The organism is Vibrio sp. 10N.261.51.F12 (assembly GCF_041471725.1).
Classification (GTDB): Bacteria; Pseudomonadota; Gammaproteobacteria; order Enterobacterales; family Vibrionaceae; genus Vibrio.
In genome coordinates, this window is sequence record NZ_JBFROV010000005.1 from 23,147 (window position 1) to 39,509 (window position 16,363).

At 43.9% G+C, this 16,363-nt stretch carries 15 protein-coding genes and 1 pseudogene; 6 read left to right on the forward strand and 10 right to left on the reverse strand.

The features are described from left to right. Positions 1-13 precede the first annotated feature (13 nt). From AB4405_RS02735 to AB4405_RS02745, 3 genes are read left to right on the forward strand one after another with little or no spacing between them, the layout of a single operon-like run. Complete coding sequence (locus AB4405_RS02735; protein ID WP_372059526.1) at positions 14-1,297, forward strand: HlyD family secretion protein; 1,284 nt, start codon at positions 14-16, stop codon at positions 1,295-1,297. 2 nt (positions 1,298-1,299) lie between these two features. Beyond that, a complete protein-coding gene (locus AB4405_RS02740) occupies positions 1,300-3,435 on the forward strand; it encodes a peptidase domain-containing ABC transporter (RefSeq protein WP_372059708.1) in 2,136 nt (711 codons plus the stop codon). A 1-nt stretch (position 3,436) separates the two neighbouring features. Next, complete coding sequence (locus tag AB4405_RS02745) at positions 3,437-4,078, forward strand: DapH/DapD/GlmU-related protein (RefSeq protein WP_372059527.1); 642 nt, start codon at positions 3,437-3,439, stop codon at positions 4,076-4,078. A 183-nt stretch (positions 4,079-4,261) separates the two neighbouring features. Here the strand turns inward: AB4405_RS02745 and AB4405_RS02750 are convergent, their stop codons facing one another. Continuing rightward, entirely contained in the window at positions 4,262-4,600 is a 339-nt protein-coding gene (locus tag AB4405_RS02750; RefSeq protein ID WP_372059528.1) for a hypothetical protein, read from the reverse strand. A 255-nt stretch (positions 4,601-4,855) separates the two neighbouring features. On the opposite strand from AB4405_RS02750, the gene AB4405_RS02755 reads away from it, so the two are divergent. After that, positions 4,856-5,416 (forward strand): DUF2301 domain-containing membrane protein, encoded by a 561-nt coding sequence (locus tag AB4405_RS02755; protein WP_372059529.1) that lies wholly within the window; start codon positions 4,856-4,858, stop codon positions 5,414-5,416. Positions 5,417-5,576: 160 nt separating this feature from the next. Continuing rightward, entirely contained in the window at positions 5,577-5,771 is a 195-nt protein-coding gene (locus tag AB4405_RS02760) for a YwbE family protein (RefSeq protein WP_372059530.1), read from the forward strand. 76 nt (positions 5,772-5,847) lie between these two features. On the opposite strand, the gene AB4405_RS02765 is transcribed toward AB4405_RS02760, so the two are convergent. Further along, positions 5,848-6,018 (reverse strand): hypothetical protein, encoded by a 171-nt coding sequence (locus tag AB4405_RS02765; protein ID WP_372059531.1) that lies wholly within the window; start codon positions 6,016-6,018, stop codon positions 5,848-5,850. A gap of 872 nt (positions 6,019-6,890) precedes the next feature. On the opposite strand from AB4405_RS02765, the pseudogene uxuA reads away from it, so the two are divergent. Beyond that, positions 6,891-7,472: pseudogene (uxuA, locus tag AB4405_RS02770) on the forward strand (mannonate dehydratase); the annotation flags it as partial. A 184-nt stretch (positions 7,473-7,656) separates the two neighbouring features. Here the strand turns inward: uxuA and AB4405_RS02775 are convergent. From AB4405_RS02775 to AB4405_RS02810, 8 genes are all read right to left on the reverse strand, one after another. Beyond that, positions 7,657-8,400, reverse strand: coding sequence for a hypothetical protein (locus tag AB4405_RS02775; protein ID WP_372059709.1), 744 nt, complete (start codon positions 8,398-8,400; stop codon positions 7,657-7,659). A 273-nt stretch (positions 8,401-8,673) separates the two neighbouring features. Continuing rightward, complete coding sequence (locus AB4405_RS02780) at positions 8,674-9,906, reverse strand: hypothetical protein (RefSeq protein ID WP_372059532.1); 1,233 nt, start codon at positions 9,904-9,906, stop codon at positions 8,674-8,676. Further along, complete coding sequence (locus tag AB4405_RS02785) at positions 9,903-11,543, reverse strand: VWA domain-containing protein (RefSeq protein ID WP_372059533.1); 1,641 nt, start codon at positions 11,541-11,543, stop codon at positions 9,903-9,905. Before AB4405_RS02785 ends, AB4405_RS02780 begins: the two co-directional genes overlap by 4 nt. Continuing rightward, on the reverse strand, positions 11,536-12,546 hold the full coding sequence (locus AB4405_RS02790; protein WP_372059535.1) for a VWA domain-containing protein: 1,011 nt from the start codon (positions 12,544-12,546) through the stop codon (positions 11,536-11,538). The genes AB4405_RS02785 and AB4405_RS02790 overlap by 8 nt, the downstream gene beginning before the upstream one ends. Continuing rightward, entirely contained in the window at positions 12,543-13,037 is a 495-nt protein-coding gene (locus tag AB4405_RS02795; protein ID WP_372059536.1) for a DUF4381 domain-containing protein, read from the reverse strand. Before AB4405_RS02795 ends, AB4405_RS02790 begins: the two co-directional genes overlap by 4 nt. Continuing rightward, on the reverse strand, positions 13,034-13,996 hold the full coding sequence (locus tag AB4405_RS02800; RefSeq protein ID WP_372059537.1) for a DUF58 domain-containing protein: 963 nt from the start codon (positions 13,994-13,996) through the stop codon (positions 13,034-13,036). The genes AB4405_RS02795 and AB4405_RS02800 overlap by 4 nt, the downstream gene beginning before the upstream one ends. A gap of 13 nt (positions 13,997-14,009) precedes the next feature. Continuing rightward, positions 14,010-15,005, reverse strand: coding sequence for an AAA family ATPase (locus tag AB4405_RS02805; protein ID WP_372059538.1), 996 nt, complete (start codon positions 15,003-15,005; stop codon positions 14,010-14,012). A gap of 28 nt (positions 15,006-15,033) precedes the next feature. Continuing rightward, positions 15,034-16,335, reverse strand: coding sequence for an anaerobic sulfatase maturase (locus AB4405_RS02810; protein ID WP_372059539.1), 1,302 nt, complete (start codon positions 16,333-16,335; stop codon positions 15,034-15,036). Positions 16,336-16,363 lie beyond the last annotated feature (28 nt).

The window sequence follows — 16,363 nt, forward strand, 5'->3', positions numbered from 1 at the left end:
GAAAGGAACCTCCGTGGTAGCAAGAGCTAAGCATTTATATCGGCCAGAGTATTTTGAGGCTCAGAAATCAGATAATCAAGGTTCGATTTTAATCGATGTTTCATTGAATCAACATTTTTTTGTCGGTGCGTCGGTGTTCGTTCTGCTGACTATTGTTCTTTTTGTTGTTTTTGCCGAATACACACGTAGAGATACATTGAATGGAGTGGTAAGCCCTACGGGGGGGATTGTTAAGGTGCAGTCTAATGATGAAGGATATGCCGAAAATGTATTTGTAACCGAAGGCCAGAAAGTGTTCGCCGGAACTCCGCTATATGAAATTAAAACAGAGCGATATGATGAATTTGGGCAAGGCATTAAAAAACGTATTGTTACAACTATCGAAAATCAAATTACTTTATTAAACGAACGTCGAAGTAAAGAGATAGAAAAATCTCAGCATCAGTCAGAGGTGATAGATGATGACCTAGTGAGGCTGTCAGAAGAAGCTGGAATACTTAAAGTTGTTGTCGATTTATCTGAACAAGAGTTAAGTCTTGCTCAAAGCCTGGTTGATAAACAACAAGTTCTAGTCAACAAGCAGTTCATTTCTTTGATTGAGCTCCAAAGACAAAGACTAGAGTTGATATCCTTGGAAGCCAAAGTGCAAACACAGCGTCTTAGCTTACAGCGTTTGATAAGGGAGGCTGCTAAGCTGGAAGAATCGAAAGAGACGCTTCAGTTAGAACTTGACATTGCCCTACAGGATATAGACCGTCAGCTTCAACAAATTACTCAGAATAAAATCGAATACTTTTATCAAACGGATACTCAGGTTGTATCGCCGATTGAGGGGGTAATAGCGTCCATTTTTGTCAAGGAAGGTCACTCAGTCAATAAGGGGCAACCCCTATTAGTTGTTATTCCAATGGGTGAGGAACCTGTCGTCGAGCTCTATGCTCCCAGTCGTAGTATAGGCTTCATTCAAGCAGGTCAAAATGTTCGATTAAGATTTGATGCGTTTCCCTATGAAAAGTTTGGAGTTCAGCAAGGTGCCATTGCATCCATATCAAAATCCGCAGTCTCAGCGGATATGTTACCAAATAGTCCACTAATACAAAGCCAACTTACTCGTACTCATGGTGGTGTGGGTTTGTACCAAGTTAGGGTCAAATTAGATAAACCTACCATTACGGTGTATGGAGAGGAGCAACTGCTTGTGCCAGGGATGACACTGACTGCCGATATTGAACTGGATACGCGGAAGGTCTATGAGTGGCTGTTAGAGCCTTTGTACACCATTAAAGGGCGAATGTAATGATGCAAGCAGAAGGCTTGATTGACTGGGGTTGGGGTAAGAAACTCTGTTTAATTCGTCAAACTGAAAAAGCGGAATGTGGCATTGCTTGTTTAGCGATGGTTGCTGACTGGCATGGGTACAAAACTGATCTAAGATCGCTCAGGGCAAAGTGCGGCATTACCCAACACGGGATGTCGTTTGCGCGGCTCATTGAGTGTGGTGAACTTCTGAAGCTTTCGGGCCGAGCAGTACGCTTAGACCTACATGAATTAGAACAATTAGCCACGCCTTGTATCCTGCATTGGAACCTAAATCATTTTGTAGTATTAAAAAAAGTAAGTGGGAAGAAAATTGAGATTCACGATCCTTCGAATGGAGCATTGACGTTGAGTCATGATGACGTAAACAAACATTTTACGGGAATCGCCCTAGAGCTAGCGCCAACTCATGACTTCGAGGAAAAAACAGAAAGTAAAGTTGTGCGTCTATCAACCCTGATCGGTAAAACAGTTGGATTAAAAGGGGCATTAGGAAGGATTTTTGTTTTCGCATTGGTGTTGGAGGTGTTAGCGCTAACTTTACCCATCTTCAATCAAATTGTCATTGATGAAGTGTTGGTTGGTTATGATAGAAATCTTTTAGTACTCGTCATTGGCGCCATACTGATGGTGACAGCGACTCAAACCCTAATCGGTCTTGCCCAGCAATGGGCTACCATAAAGCTTTCAGTCAACTTTAATATGCAGTGGGCTGCAAATGTGTTTCATCATTTGTTCCGATTACCAATAGATTGGTTTGAAAAAAGGGACATAGGGAGCATTAGTGCAAAATTTTCCGCCGTGGATGTCATCCAACAGACATTAACAACCAGCGCAATTCAGGCTTTGCTCGACTTAGTATTAGTCGTTGGAACACTTTCGGTTATGTTGCTTTACAGTCCGCAGCTGTCACTCGTTGCAATAGCCGCTGCATTAGGCTACGTGGCTCTTAGGTTTGCTTGGTTCGGTTCGTTTAAACGGGCTGAAGAAAATACTTGGGAAGCCAGCACGCAAGAGGAAAGCTATTTTATAGAGACAGTACGTGGTGTATTGAGCTTGCGAGTCAATGGGACGTTGCCTTGGCGAGAGTCGTCGTGGAGAAATCTCAACATTAATCGCAGAAATGCGCAGTTACACGAGCAAAAGCTGGGAATGATCTACAACACAATGAATGTGGCCATTGTTAGCCTTGTATCAGCGAGTGTACTTTGGCTTGGCGCGAACTTGGTGCTTGATGGGCTCTTTACTATCGGTATGTTGATAGCATTTCTTTCTTATCAAGGGCGTTTTTCGGCCAGCGTTAGCTCCCTGATAGATAAGTACTTTGAGTTTAAGATGTTATCTGTATATAACGAGCGTCTTGCAGACATTGTCTTGACGGAAAAAGAGGTGGATCGTGACTCAGACGCTTTGAGCCTGACACAATTAAAAAATAGTGAGGGTGACAATGTTATTGAGTTTGATGATATCTACTTTTCCTATGGAAAAGACCAACCTCCCATTTTAAACGGCGCTACCTTTAGTGTGAAAAATAATGAAATCGTTGCGTTAGTAGGACCATCTGGTTGCGGCAAGTCAACGATCTCAAAACTCTTACTGGGCATATACTCAGCGACATCGGGTGGCATTTATTATTTTGGTAATAGAACAACTGCTACTCAATCACTTAGAACTCAAGTCGGGGCAGTACTACAAGAAGACCAGCTGTTTAGCGGTTCGATTATCGAGAATATTACGTTTTTCTCTGGTGATTTAGATGAAGACTGGCTTGTGAAGTGCGCACGTAAAGCTGGTATCCACGATGACATAGAACATTTGAGCATGGGTTATCACACTTTGATTGGCGAAATGGGTTCGAGTCTTTCTAGTGGTCAAAAACAAAGGATTCTCATCGCGCGAGCTTTGTACAAAAAACCCAAGTTTCTCGTGTTGGATGAAGCGACAAGCAGCTTAGATATCTATACCGAGTCGTTTGTCTGCCAAATGTTTAAAGAAATCAATATACCTATTTTGATGATTGCCCATCGTCCGGAAACCATTGCGTCAGCTGACCGAGTTTTACTCATGGATGGTGGGGTTGTTAAAGAAATTCCTAATAATTTCAAGCCGGAGGCTTAAAATGTACCACTCTAAACGAATCCTCTGCCCTGATAATCACTCTGAATTATCTGAGGTTGCGTTGATGGAACAATATGGTCAATATTTTGGTTCAGATAATTGGGTAACATTCTCTGGATGTCCGTCGATTACGTTGACTAAAGCAGGAGTTAATAGCTTAGAAAACTTACCGGAAGGAAATAAAGTGATTTCCATGAATTCTGGTTGTTATATTGAGTCTTCTAACTCTCCAGCTTTTCCATGCGGTATTACAAAGCTGACAAGCGTTTCAATTAAAGGTCGGCCTTTTGGTAAAATAGTCATTGGGAAAGGGTGTGTTCTTCAAGGAACCTCAATTTGCTCTTATGAAGAGGTTTCGATAGGAAACGATGTTATTTTGGGTCCTAATGTAGTGATTATGGACTGTAGTGGCCATGCTCTTTCAAATCGAGGACACCCCGATGAATTCGATAACCTAAAAGCTGATCCTGTTATAATCGGCAATGATGTTTGGATAGGGTACGGTTGTATCGTTCTGCCTGGCGTTAACATTGGCGATGGCGCAGTTATAGGGGCTGGTAGTGTTGTCACAAAGGATATTCCTGCCAATTGTATGGCTGCAGGCAACCCGTGTACCGTAAAGAAAATCGAGTTGAGAAAATGAGATTTCTTAGCCTTTCGCGAGTATCGTTCACTATGTTGTAGGGTGATAAACGCACTCAAGTATTTTTATGTCAGTACACTCACTATCTGTTTTTAAATTACTTTATTTGGTGTTGGCATTCTGGTTTTTTGGTTCCACATCCACATCCACATCCACATCCACATCAACGTAATACGCCAAGATCTAAATGATGCCGTATTCTATTTCTTGTCGACAGGATAGCGACACGGAACAAGAAGGGCTCAAGGAATGGGCATCGTCAGGAAGACTATTCGATGGTTTAGGAAGCGCCGTCGGCACGGAGAGCGAACAGGACATTGAAAGGATGCAACCCTTACTAGGATAGGTAACGAACAGAGGAAGGCAGTGGACACTTTGGTTACTGCTTAGGAACGAGTGAGGTAAGCTAACGAGGATGGTTAGCGGGTAAGGAACACCATTTGGGACAACCGCTAGGATGGCGATGAACGGAATAAGCTGACAGATTTTAGCATTACTGTCATGGATTGATGCACGGGGCACCTTTAATTGCGGGATTGCTGCGAGTAAGAGTTATAACCCCGAAGTCGAAAGGTCTCGGGGTTTTCTTTTTGGGTACTGGTTACTGTAATAAAGACCCAACGCCGACAACCGTCGATAAATCAATACATTGAATAATACCTTGGTTATTCATAATTCATTGTTAACCAGTATCTGAACCTTTAAGATTTTCGAACGATAATCATGCTTGTTATGCCATGTGTTAGAATACCTGCAATTAACGACCGGAAAGCAGCCATGGCAAATCCCGAATACACAGAGAAATTAGACACACATGATAAAATAAGTGTTTGCTTGTATCGCACTGGCATCAGTTTGTTTGCTGTTGCGACGTTCGCTTATTCGTTGGTTGCCGCTAGCATGAACGGCGTATTTTCGCTGTCCCCCTCTATGGCATTGGCTACTCTCATGACGCTTTGTGTCGCTAGCGCCCTGACTGCCGCAAATTTGCACGTGTACAGTAAGCATGTTCGTAGCATTATAGTGGGGGCAACATGGATTGGGTTATTGGTCATGTTGTTTGGTGGAGTCGACGTATCATCGTGGATTGCATTGGGCTTTTTGTTTGTTACTTTTTCCGGTGTCGCGCTAAAAGAATCCTTTTGCTTCAAGGTATATGGGCTTAAATTTGTCCCCGTTTTACTAGCATTGAATACGCTGTTTATTGAACAAAGTTATTGGCCAGGCGTCATGGTGTGCTCTGCGGTCGTTGGAATAATTATGACTTACCTCGCCATTCAAAAATGGAGAATGCCGCTGCACTTTGATATCGGTATCAAGGCAAATTATGAGGTGTGAAGACCGCCATTATTGGTCAGGTTTACATTTTGGTCGTCAAGCCTTGTTTGAATGACTTAAGCCGTTAATGAATGTGGTGTTTTAGGCAAGGAAAGTCTGGTCGACTCGGCAATGTATTGCGTGTATCGTCTAGAAAAATTGATCAAATAAGGTATAAATGATGAGTGGAACAACCCGAGCTAATATTCACCCAGGGCTAGAAGTAAAGATTGTTCTGAAGCAGGATCAACGAAGTGGGACATTGACGTCGGGAGTAGTGAAAGACCTTTTGACCAAATCGCCTAGTCACCCTCATGGTATTAAAGTCCGCCTTGAGAGTGGTGAAGTGGGTCGTATAAAAGTGATCATCGACTAGTTACTTTGGCCTAGGGCATTTGGTTGACTCGATGATGCTTTTATTACCGAGTCAACATTCCTTATCGTGTATATATTCAGTCTTTCTTCTCAATCGTGATTTCTAGCGTTTTGCTGTTTCCAGCAAACCACTTCTGAATATATAAAGAACCAACAATTGGCGCAGTACCTTCTTCAGGTACTTCCTTGTAGCGCACACTGTTTTTTGTCTCTTTCTCATATTCAAATTGAACGATTTTCTTTGCCATGGGTCATTCCTGTTTAATGCTTGTTATCGTAATAGTGTTTTAAAGTGACGAGTCAAACAACGGCGCTTGAGAGCTTACCAACTATGATAAATGCGCTGCACTATTACGTTTTAATATGTTGTGACTATATCAAAATCATGGTCAACAATCGATAATCTCGCGCCTTGGCAACATCGTATTAACTTGCGAATGAATGGTTATGACCATATGTCTCTTAGGCTTGTGCGAGATCGCTTACGATTCCGTGAGTGAAGGGTAGGAATGGTATTGCGAATATGAGTTATCTATGAAGGTAACTATCTGTTATTTAGCATTATATTATTCATTGTCGTTTTTTGAGTGGTTTTTTTACATCCTAGTAACACGTCAATTTATCGTGACTCCATTATTATATCTCTTGTCGACAGGATAGCGACACGGAACAGGAAAGGCTCAAGGAATGGGCATCGTCAGGAAGACGATTCGATGGTTTAGGAAGCGCCGTCGGCACGGAGAGCAAACAGGACATTGAAAGGATGCAACCGTTACTAGGATAGGTAACGAACTAAGGAAGGCAGTGGACACTTTTGGACGAAGTCGGGAATAAACATCAGGATAGATGTTAAGGACACCGCTTAGGAATGAGTGAGGTAAGCTAGCGAGGATGGTTAGCGGGTAAGGAACACCATTTGGGACACCGCTAGGATGGCGATGAACGGAATAAGCTGACGGATTTCAGCATTACTGTCATGGATTGATGCATGGAGCACCTTTAGTAGCGGGATTGCTGCGAGTAAGAGTTATAACCCCGAAGCCGAAAGGTCTCGGGGTTTTTCTTTTTATTGCTGCTTAATGGATGGGTTGTCGCTAATTTTGACCAGTTTATAAATGGTAATGGCATTGATAAGTCAAAACTACGTGAACATATGGTGTTGTTTTTAGAAGAACTCATGCCAGTGTGCGATCAGTTTGGACTCAAGTTAGCGGTTCATCCCGATGATCCACCGCGCCCAATCCTTGGCCTACCTCGTATTGTATCGACGATTGAAGATATTGAGGCGTTGACGAAAGCTGTGCCAAGCAAGATGAATGGTATTACGATGTGCACGGGGTCTTACGGTGTGCGTGGTGACAATGATCTTGTGAATATGATAGAGACATTTGGCGATCGTATTTACTTCACTCACTTACGTTCAACGCAGCGTGAAGAGAACCAGATGAGCTTTCATGAAGCGTCACACCTAGAAGGTGATGTGGATATGTATAACGTCATTAACGCACTGCTTAAAGAAGAAAAGCGTCGTAAAGATGATGGGCAAGTCCGAATGATCCCAATGCGTCCCGATCATGGCCACCAAATGATTGATGACCTAAAGAAAAAGACTAACCCTGGCTATTCATGCATCGGTCGATTAAAAGGCTTAGCTGAAATTCGAGGTTTAGAATTAGCATTGAGAAAAACGTTCTACGAGTAACCGAATAGGTTCAACAATAGGCGTTTTAATGGCTAATCATGTTTGATTAGCCATTTTTTTAACTGAGGATCAATGTCACCAGTAAGCCGCGTTCGTTATCTTGAATAGAGCACTTCGTTAATTTAATTGGGTTTCTATCTAAAGGCTAATTCTAAGGATGATAATGATGAGCGAAGTTGCTGGTCTACAACTGATAGTTGACCTCTATGCGATGATCGCCGTTTTCGAGTGAGGTATGTTCTGACCAGTTCGCAAAATAACGTATGTTTAAGCGAGGGTTTATTTGATAAGACGCCGAAAACTCGTGAGTCAATACGTTCCCACCACCGGCCATACCGTTATCCATATATTCTTGAGAACCGGATAATGTCGTCATCCACATCGGATTGTAATTTAGCCAAATGTTATCAGTGATCGCGAGTTTACTATAAGCACCCACAACAGCGAATGTACCGGGAACATGGTACCCAGAATCTGCATCGTTAGCGAATGAAACGCCTGCTCCAGCCAACGGGTACAGATTCAAGGGACCATATTGGGGTAACGCTTGGATCAAACTGTATGAAGCCGTTCCACTTTCGTTGTTGAGATCATAAGCAATGTCAATTTGGTTTCCGCGCCCGTTAGTAAGGTCAACACCAAAGTTTCGGAAGCGGAAAGAGTCAATAGAATCATTCGCGGTATCTGACCACCCTAAAGCCTCGCCACCTATTCCTTTTAGCTCAATAATATTCATAGCGGCCGTGGTTTCTTTTCCCGTATCGTATGTTTGGCCGACTTTTAAGTTAATGCCTTTATTGGTGTAACCCGCGCCAATCTGAGTAAATACAGCGAGTGGGTCAGACATGTCTTGGAGGTCGTCTTCATCTTGGGCGAAGGTATCATTCGCATATATCAAAGGCATACTGATGGCTAAAATGCTGAGCATCGTACTTTTACGACATACGTGATTTAACTTAAGAAGGTTGCCGAGATCTGTGCTGAGGGTATGGTTGGAGGTGCCAGTCATGTTGTTACATTATCATTGTTTAAGGATGCGCTATGGTAATGGAGGATGCGCTTCCTAAGTAGAGACCGACACTTACTTCAACTATTAATCATATTAATACTGGTCAAAAAGAAAACAATAAGTTAATTATCGTTTGGCAAGAGGGAAGCGAGTAAATGCCCATTTCCCTCTGTTGTCTAAACCATCGTACGATTACTTACGGACGACATGTTTATGTTCTGGTTTTTGTGACTGGTTATTAGATAATCGTCGCCAACATAAGCAAGCTCGGAGTCGAGAAAACACCATGTTGCTTTGAATGTGAGCGCTCATGTTTTGCCATTGTGGATCGGAAGAGAGACGTTTTAGTTCCACTAGGTCTGTTTTATGTCGTAGCCGCTGGTATATCAATTTGCGTGCAAGCGACCACTGCTTTCGCTTTAGAGACAGCACAAACGCTATCAGTGGCGGCAGTGGGTGAGTTCGATAGTAGTCGCGTACACCGCGAACGCCTGCTGCTGCTAACCCGCCGACTAACACAATAGCGATGACGTATACCCAATATGCTTTTATCCAAGAGGAGAAAGTGTGGCGAACCTGGAACGTGGCCCCTTCTAAATATAAGTGTTCGAGTTTTTGCGTGTCAGTGTTCCAAAATGTAATCTCAATCGGCGCTAAGGTTAACGGTCCACCTTTTTGAATCACATAGTTACGTTCTTCTTGTCGCTCCGATAGGTAGTGAGTTCGAACCCGGGAGTCGTTGAGAAAAATAGGCTTGTCGTAATAGTCAGCAGAGTCAGTCCAAGGCGTTGGGAGGAGCGTTGGAAGTAACATCGCTAAGCTATTATCAGCATGGAGATACACGGTTCGAGTGATACTGTCACCAACTGAAAGTGTGTCGTCGGACTGACGCCAAACCTGTTTCAAATCGGCGCGACTTGCGACTAACGTCGATTGATTTTGAGCAAAATCTGCCACGGGCATTTGAGCGGTAAAGTAGAGTGGTCGAGTCCGAAAGGTGGTCCTGACATCCTCCCCATTTTGTGCGCTAAACTGCACTTTTACGTCAACCGCCGGGATCGTATAGCGTCCACTTTTATGTGGATAAATAGGGATCTGCCAACGTTGATGCGACCAGCTTTCTCCTCCTTTTCGACGGTTAAAATTAGTTGCTGCCAAATCACCTTGCGGGATGATTAGATTAGGAACGTTGATGTTGCTAATTTGCGTCCCAGCAGTAAACCAACGCGATGTAGCGACTTCAATGTACATAAAAACAACTTCATTGATAGAGGTTGGTGTTGTGGTGTTGTCGCTACTTAACCAGCTACGGATCATGACGTCTTGTTCGTCGCCTCTCTCTACCGCTGAGTGAACGAGAGTCGGGTAGGAAAAACACAGGGCCCAAATAGCAATAAAACGTGATAAGTTCCGCCAGTTTTTCATAGTGTATTATCTCGTAATTGGAGAGCAAACTTTCGCTGGAGAAACAAAGCAGGATTAGCTTCTACGCGCAGAAGCCATTGCTTTGTCATCTCGGGGTTTGTAGATAAATCATCAGCTGTGATTTGTAATTCAATTTTTGAATCAGGCATGACCTCTTGGTCGTGCCCGTCTGCCGTTTGTGGTTGATCGGCAGGCAACGAAAAAGACGTTTCGCTTTGCCCTTCATCACTTCGCCCCTGTCCCTCACTAAAATCATTAATAAACTGAATAAAGTCAGAGACGACCTTGAGATTAAGAGCAATACTTTCGTCATCCGGATATTGCTTATGGAGCGTGTCGTAGAGTTTCCTAGCCGCTACATACTCTCGTTGTCCAATTAACGCGAGTCCGAGATTAAATTGACAATCCACGTCATCAAATGCTACCCAAATCTCTGCAGCTCGTTTGTAGTCACCCGCGAGAAAATACGCATTGGCTTTGTGCTTGGGTGAAACAAAATACAAGGCTGCAAGCTTAGGGTTGTCGTGCATAAGATACCATTGCCCGAGTTGATCGGGGGTGATCCACAATCCTACAAAAAAATCTACCGCACGGGCTAGCCCTGTCTGTGTTGTCTCTCCTGATGCAGGATTACCAGGCTTTCCATCCTGTGCGCTAGCCTGAGGGCTAAAGCAAAGGCTGGTAGTAATGAGCCCTAAAATACTCCACTGTACGACCCAACCTCGTCTGAACCATAAAAGGTAAAGAAATGCTAAAGGAAACAACAAGTAATAACCATTGTCTTGCCAAGGAAGCGTTGAATCGCTATTCAACTCAGTGTTCAGTCTGATTAAATCTGCGATTGCTACTACATCAGAGTTATCCGGCGTCACCTGATACAAATATGCGCCTGTTTGACTGGCTAGACTTTGCAATTGATGGGTGTCGCTGTTGCCGTTCACCGATAGCATAATCAGTTGATGACGGCTGTTGGTAAAATAATGAAGAACTTGCTCTGTCTCTTCAGCGGGTATTCCATCGGTGATCAGTAATACACTAGTAGGGACGGTTAAGTCTTGCAGTTGGGAAGTGATAACGGGCAGTGATCGGCTGACTCTTTTTCCCTTGATGGGCATAATATCTGGTGACACTGCTTCGAGAAAAGGAGTGATAACATATGGGTCTTCTGTTAAAGGCATAGCTAAGTGCGATGAACCTGCATAAACAATCAGTCCAGTTTTCCCTCCTTGGCGCAGAGCGATTAAGTCTTGAATCTTATGCTTGCTTCGCTCAAGTCGTGTTGGCGCTACATCTAGATTTAACATGCTTTGGCTACTATCGAGCACAATCAACAGTGCCGATTTATTTTGTTCAAGCGGTGATGGTTGACGCTGCCATGTTGGGCCTGCGCAAATGATTACCGCCAGTGTCATGACCAAGGCCAGTACTTTTAACGGAAGTTGTGCTCGCCAATTAGATTGGTTGATAGTCAATGCTTGTTCTAAGTGCTTTGGCAGCGAATGACATGCCTTTTTGGGACGATTATTTTTCCAACTAACCCAGAATAACACGCCAATGAATGGCAAAAGTAGTAGCCACTCAGGACGGATAAAGTGGAATTGTTTTATTAGTAACGTTACGTCAAGTGAATTAAACACGGCGCTGACTCCACACGGATAAACCAATAAACAACGTGCTGATCATCAGTGATAATCCTATAAAGAAGTGGTGTATAGATTGTTTCGGTCGAAACGGTTTACTTTCAAATTTAGAGGGTTCCAATTCACTGATTACATCATATGCTTGTGCTAGGGACGTCGTATCTAGCGCTTGGAAAGCTTGTCCGCCAGATTCGAAAGCAATGTCTCTAATGACATCCATATCCATGGCTTCATCACCAATGGTGTCGGGGTTGCCAATGGCAATAACGTGCAGCTTTATACCCGCTATTTTTGCCATTTTTGCTGCCTCGACGGGCGACACATCGCTTCCGGTATCGTTGCCATCAGTGAGAATAATGGCGACCTTGTCTCGAGTCACTGACGTCGATGTATCGATGTCAGGAGTGAATGCTTTAATAGTTAATCCAATCGCATCGCCTAGATGGGTACTTTCACCTGCCATTCCAACATCCGTTTGATTAAGCAGTTCAAGCCACACGGTTTGATCTGTGGTAAAAGGGGTTTGAATGAAAGCGGCATCGCCGAAAAGAATGAGTCCAAGTCGATCTCCTTGACGCTGGGTGACGAAGTCGGTCAGTACGTGCTTTGCGGCATCAAGTCGGCTGATTTTTTTATTGTTTTGATCGGAAAAGTCAGTATTAGCCATCGAACCAGATAAGTCGGTCACGACCATGATATCTCGGCCAAAAAATGTTTGTTGTTGTGTTGCACCAAGGATAATGGGCTGTGTCATCGCAATGACGAGGATTATCCAGTTTAATAACAATAAAAACCGTTGTGACTGAGTCGGCTTAAGTTGACTGGCCCCCTTTGTTGGACGTATTGGTAATACATCGGCAAGAACAGAGAGAAAAGGGACTTTGATAGCGGTTTTTTTTGTTTGGAATGGTGGCGCCCAGCGCATGACAAATAGTGGCGTAGGTAGTAACCAAAGCCAAAGTGGGGCACCAAAAGTTAAGTTAGACCAAATATCGCTCATGAATTTGCCTTTGCTGTCGGATGATTTCGCAGCCAATATTCTGTACGTCGATACAATTCCTGCGACTGTTCTTCAGTCAGAACATAAATAGGATTAAACAAGCTGCGCTGCCATTGATGGCCCATCGCATCGTTAAATAGTGCGTGGGGGGAGGGAGAATAATCATCAAGCCACTGTAATAAAGCTTGGCCTTGTAAAGGCGCTGTCGCACCATCAATGATGGTTGAAACGTGTTTAATCAGCCTAAATAATCCCTCTGGGTCATTGGTGTGCGCAAGATTTTGCTTTAGAAATGCCAATGCCTGCCGTCTATAGCGATTCTCTTTATAACGGACATAAGCCTTGTAAAGCCGCAAGGCCATATATAAGAGGGCGCACACAGTAACGAATGTCCACCCGGGTGCTAATGGAAAAATAGACAATGTTTCAGGCGGTTTAATTGCTGCCATTTTGTTAAATAGAAAAGCGCCATTGGATTCACTCATGATCATGATGCGTTTCCTATCGTATTCGTATTAGGCGTCATAACTTGAGAAAATTGCTTAATATGTTGCCCACTGGTATCTAATTCAAGCACACGTAGCTTTTGCCCATTCATGATCTGCGTAATGTCCTTATAGGATTGAGCAAATCGATTAAGTAAACCGTGTTGTGCGGTGTTTGCGAGCTTAGTCGAATCAATGTTTAATTGCAGATCGCCATCACTCATGACGAACCCCATCAGTTGATTGATATGGTGAGGTTTCTCCATCGGGTCTGTGATCATTACCGCTAGTACGTCGTTGTGGCGCTGTAAAACTTTGAGTGATTGCAAACTGCGATGGTCTAATTCTAACCAGTCACTTAATATAATGATGCTCGTTTGTTTAGGTTGTTTTTGCGCCAAGTGTGTAATGAGCTTGCTAAATGACATAGGTTGGCTTGTTGACGGTGTTGACGTTAACAATTGATTGGCGGTTGCTAGCGCTGCGACTTGGGCTAGTGCCGCTTTGCTGGATCGTGTGGTTGCGAATTCCGCGATCTTATCATCTTGTAAAAGCGTTAAGTTAACGCGGTCTTGGTCGTCAATGACTCGCCAAGTAATTAATGCCGCCACTTCGGCTGCGACGACGGATTTCATGGTATCGACGGAAGCAAAATACATACTGCTACGCTGATCGACACAAATAATTACTCGTCTATCGTGTTCCTCGTTGTAGGAGCGAACGTGAGGTTTACCGGTGCGTAAGGTCGTTGGCCAATCCATGTTTCGGATATCATCGCCCTGTGTGTAGTGTCGCAGCTCCTCAAAATCTAAACCTTGACCACGAGAGGTCGAAGAATGGCTGCCAGTGATGATGCTCGTGTTAGTCAAACCATGTTTAAGGGAAAAATCGCGGCTGCTCGTTTTCAGCTTCACTAGTTGCGGTAAATGGCACTCAAGACGAGGGTCGTGATTATTGATAGGCATGTGATCGTCTCCATTACCCAATCAATACGTGATCGAGTAATTCGTTTACGACGTCAGACGGCTTAACGCCATCCGCAATCGCATCAAATGTTAGTGAGATACGGTGTCCTAATACCGGCAGTGCGACAGCCCGCACGTCATCGGGCTCGATATAATCACGACCTTGCAACCAGGCGTGCGCACGAGCACAACGATCTAACGCGATTGAAGCCCTAGGGCTTGCGCCTATGGAAATCCAACGAGATAGCGATGAATTAGGGTAGCGAGTTGGGTGCCTTGTTGCCATCACGAGGGCAACGCTATAGGTTTCGACTAATTCCGAGGCGTGTAACGTAGGCAACGCCTGGCGAGCTATCATGACGGCATTAAGATCAAACGTTGGGTCGTTGTGGTGAGGTTGTTCGTGAGTAGAACTCAGTTCTGAACGGACTAATCGAACAATAGCAAGTTCTGCTTGGTCATCTGGATAATCCACTTGAACTTTGAGTTCAAATCGGTCCATCTGTGCCTCGGGCAGCGGGTAAGTACCATCTTGCTCTATTGGATTTTGAGTCGCCATGACCAAGAATACATCAGGTAATGGGTGTGTTTTACTACCAATGGTCACGGTCTGTTCAGCCATTGCTTCTAATAATGCTGCCTGAACTTTTGCTGGGGCTCGATTGATTTCGTCGGCGAGGACAATGTTGTTGAAAATAGGTCCCGGCTGGAACTCGAGTCCGAGTTCACTGCCTTTTTCTCTATAAATATTGGTCCCAGTGACGTCAGATGGCAACAGGTCTGGGGTAAATTGGATACGTCCGAAGTCCACATTTAATGCTCGAGAAAATGCTTTGATGGCGCGAGTTTTCGCTGTGCCGGGAAGCCCTTCTAACAGGATATGGCCCTGAGTAATCAAGGCAATGATCAGTGCATTGACGACGTGCGATTGGCCAATCAACTCTTGGTCAAGTTGATGTGATAACGACGAAAAAGCGGCTTGCGCGTCGGAAGAAGTGATTGGGGGCATAAAATGAGCCTTAAATAGAAGTAATTGATTAAATTGAATTATTACGTCGGATTAACGCGACTAAACCGTTCAAAATGGGATCGGCGTAGTCGTAAAAGGCTTTAAACCCAGAACACAAGTAGTTGAGGCCTTCTTCTCCTTTGGCTGTGGTCAGCAATCTGTCCTTGGGGCAACCTCCCCAGCAAAGCGATAAGTGATCACATTCGACGCACTGTGTTGGGAGGCTATCTCGTTTGGCCATCCCAAAGGCTTCTTGGCGAGTCGAGAAAACGAGATTATTGAGTGTTTCTGTATTGACGTTTCCAAGTTGATATTGAGGATAGACATAGTGATCACATGAATAAATACTGCCATCGTGTTCTAATGCAACGCCCTTACCACAGAACTCAGCCGTTGTGCATAATTGAGAAGGCAAGCCCATTTTTTGAGCGACTGCTGTTTCAAAGTAATTGACGAGAACCTTGCCCAAATCGTGATTGATCCATTCTTCAAAAATAGTGGTGAGGAAATGGCCCCAATCTTTTGGTGTCACAGACCAATCAGTAACGGGGTGGTGAACTTGTGTCGAAAAAATCACGTCACTGTTTCGCATCAGCGCCTTGTTTCTGTCCCAAAATTGAGGGGCAGTTTGCGTAAAGTCTGAGGCTTCGACACACGGGGTAAACTGCACGTAATTAGCACCTAACTCTTGCGTCAAGAACCGATATACCGTTAAGGGGTGCTTAGCATTTTCTCTATTTACGACCGTCAGTGCGTTAAAGGGGATTTTATATTTCTGTAGTAATCGAGCGGCTTTCATTACACGGTCGAAGGTTGGTTTACCAGAGCGCGTGACGCGATAGATATCATGTAAATCGCGCGGTCCATCGATCGACAAGCCAACTAAGAATTGATGTTTCTTTAGAAAAGCACACCATTCCTCGTTAATTAGCAACCCGTTTGTTTGCAGGTCGTTTTGAATAACGACACCTGTTGGTTGATATTTCTTCTGCAAAGCGATGATTTTTTTATAGTAGTCGATACCGAGCATCGTCGGCTCACCACCTTGCCATGAAAAAATGATTTCCTTGCTATCTTGACTGTTAATATAGCTCTCGATGAAGCGTTCTAGTGTCTCATCATCCATGCGAGGTTGCTTTGGTTGGTGTAGCAATCCCTCTTTATGAAGATAAAAGCAATATTGACAATCAATGTTGCATTTGGAGCCCCCTGGTTTAGCCATCACGTGAAATCTACGCAGGTACTTGGGGGTGTCAGTAATGTCCTTTTCTGCAGTTCTTAAAGGGCTAAGCTGGGTATGGGTAGAGTCTTTCATTGAAACTTTTTGCATGAGAAAACCTCAAATACAAATGGTGCGT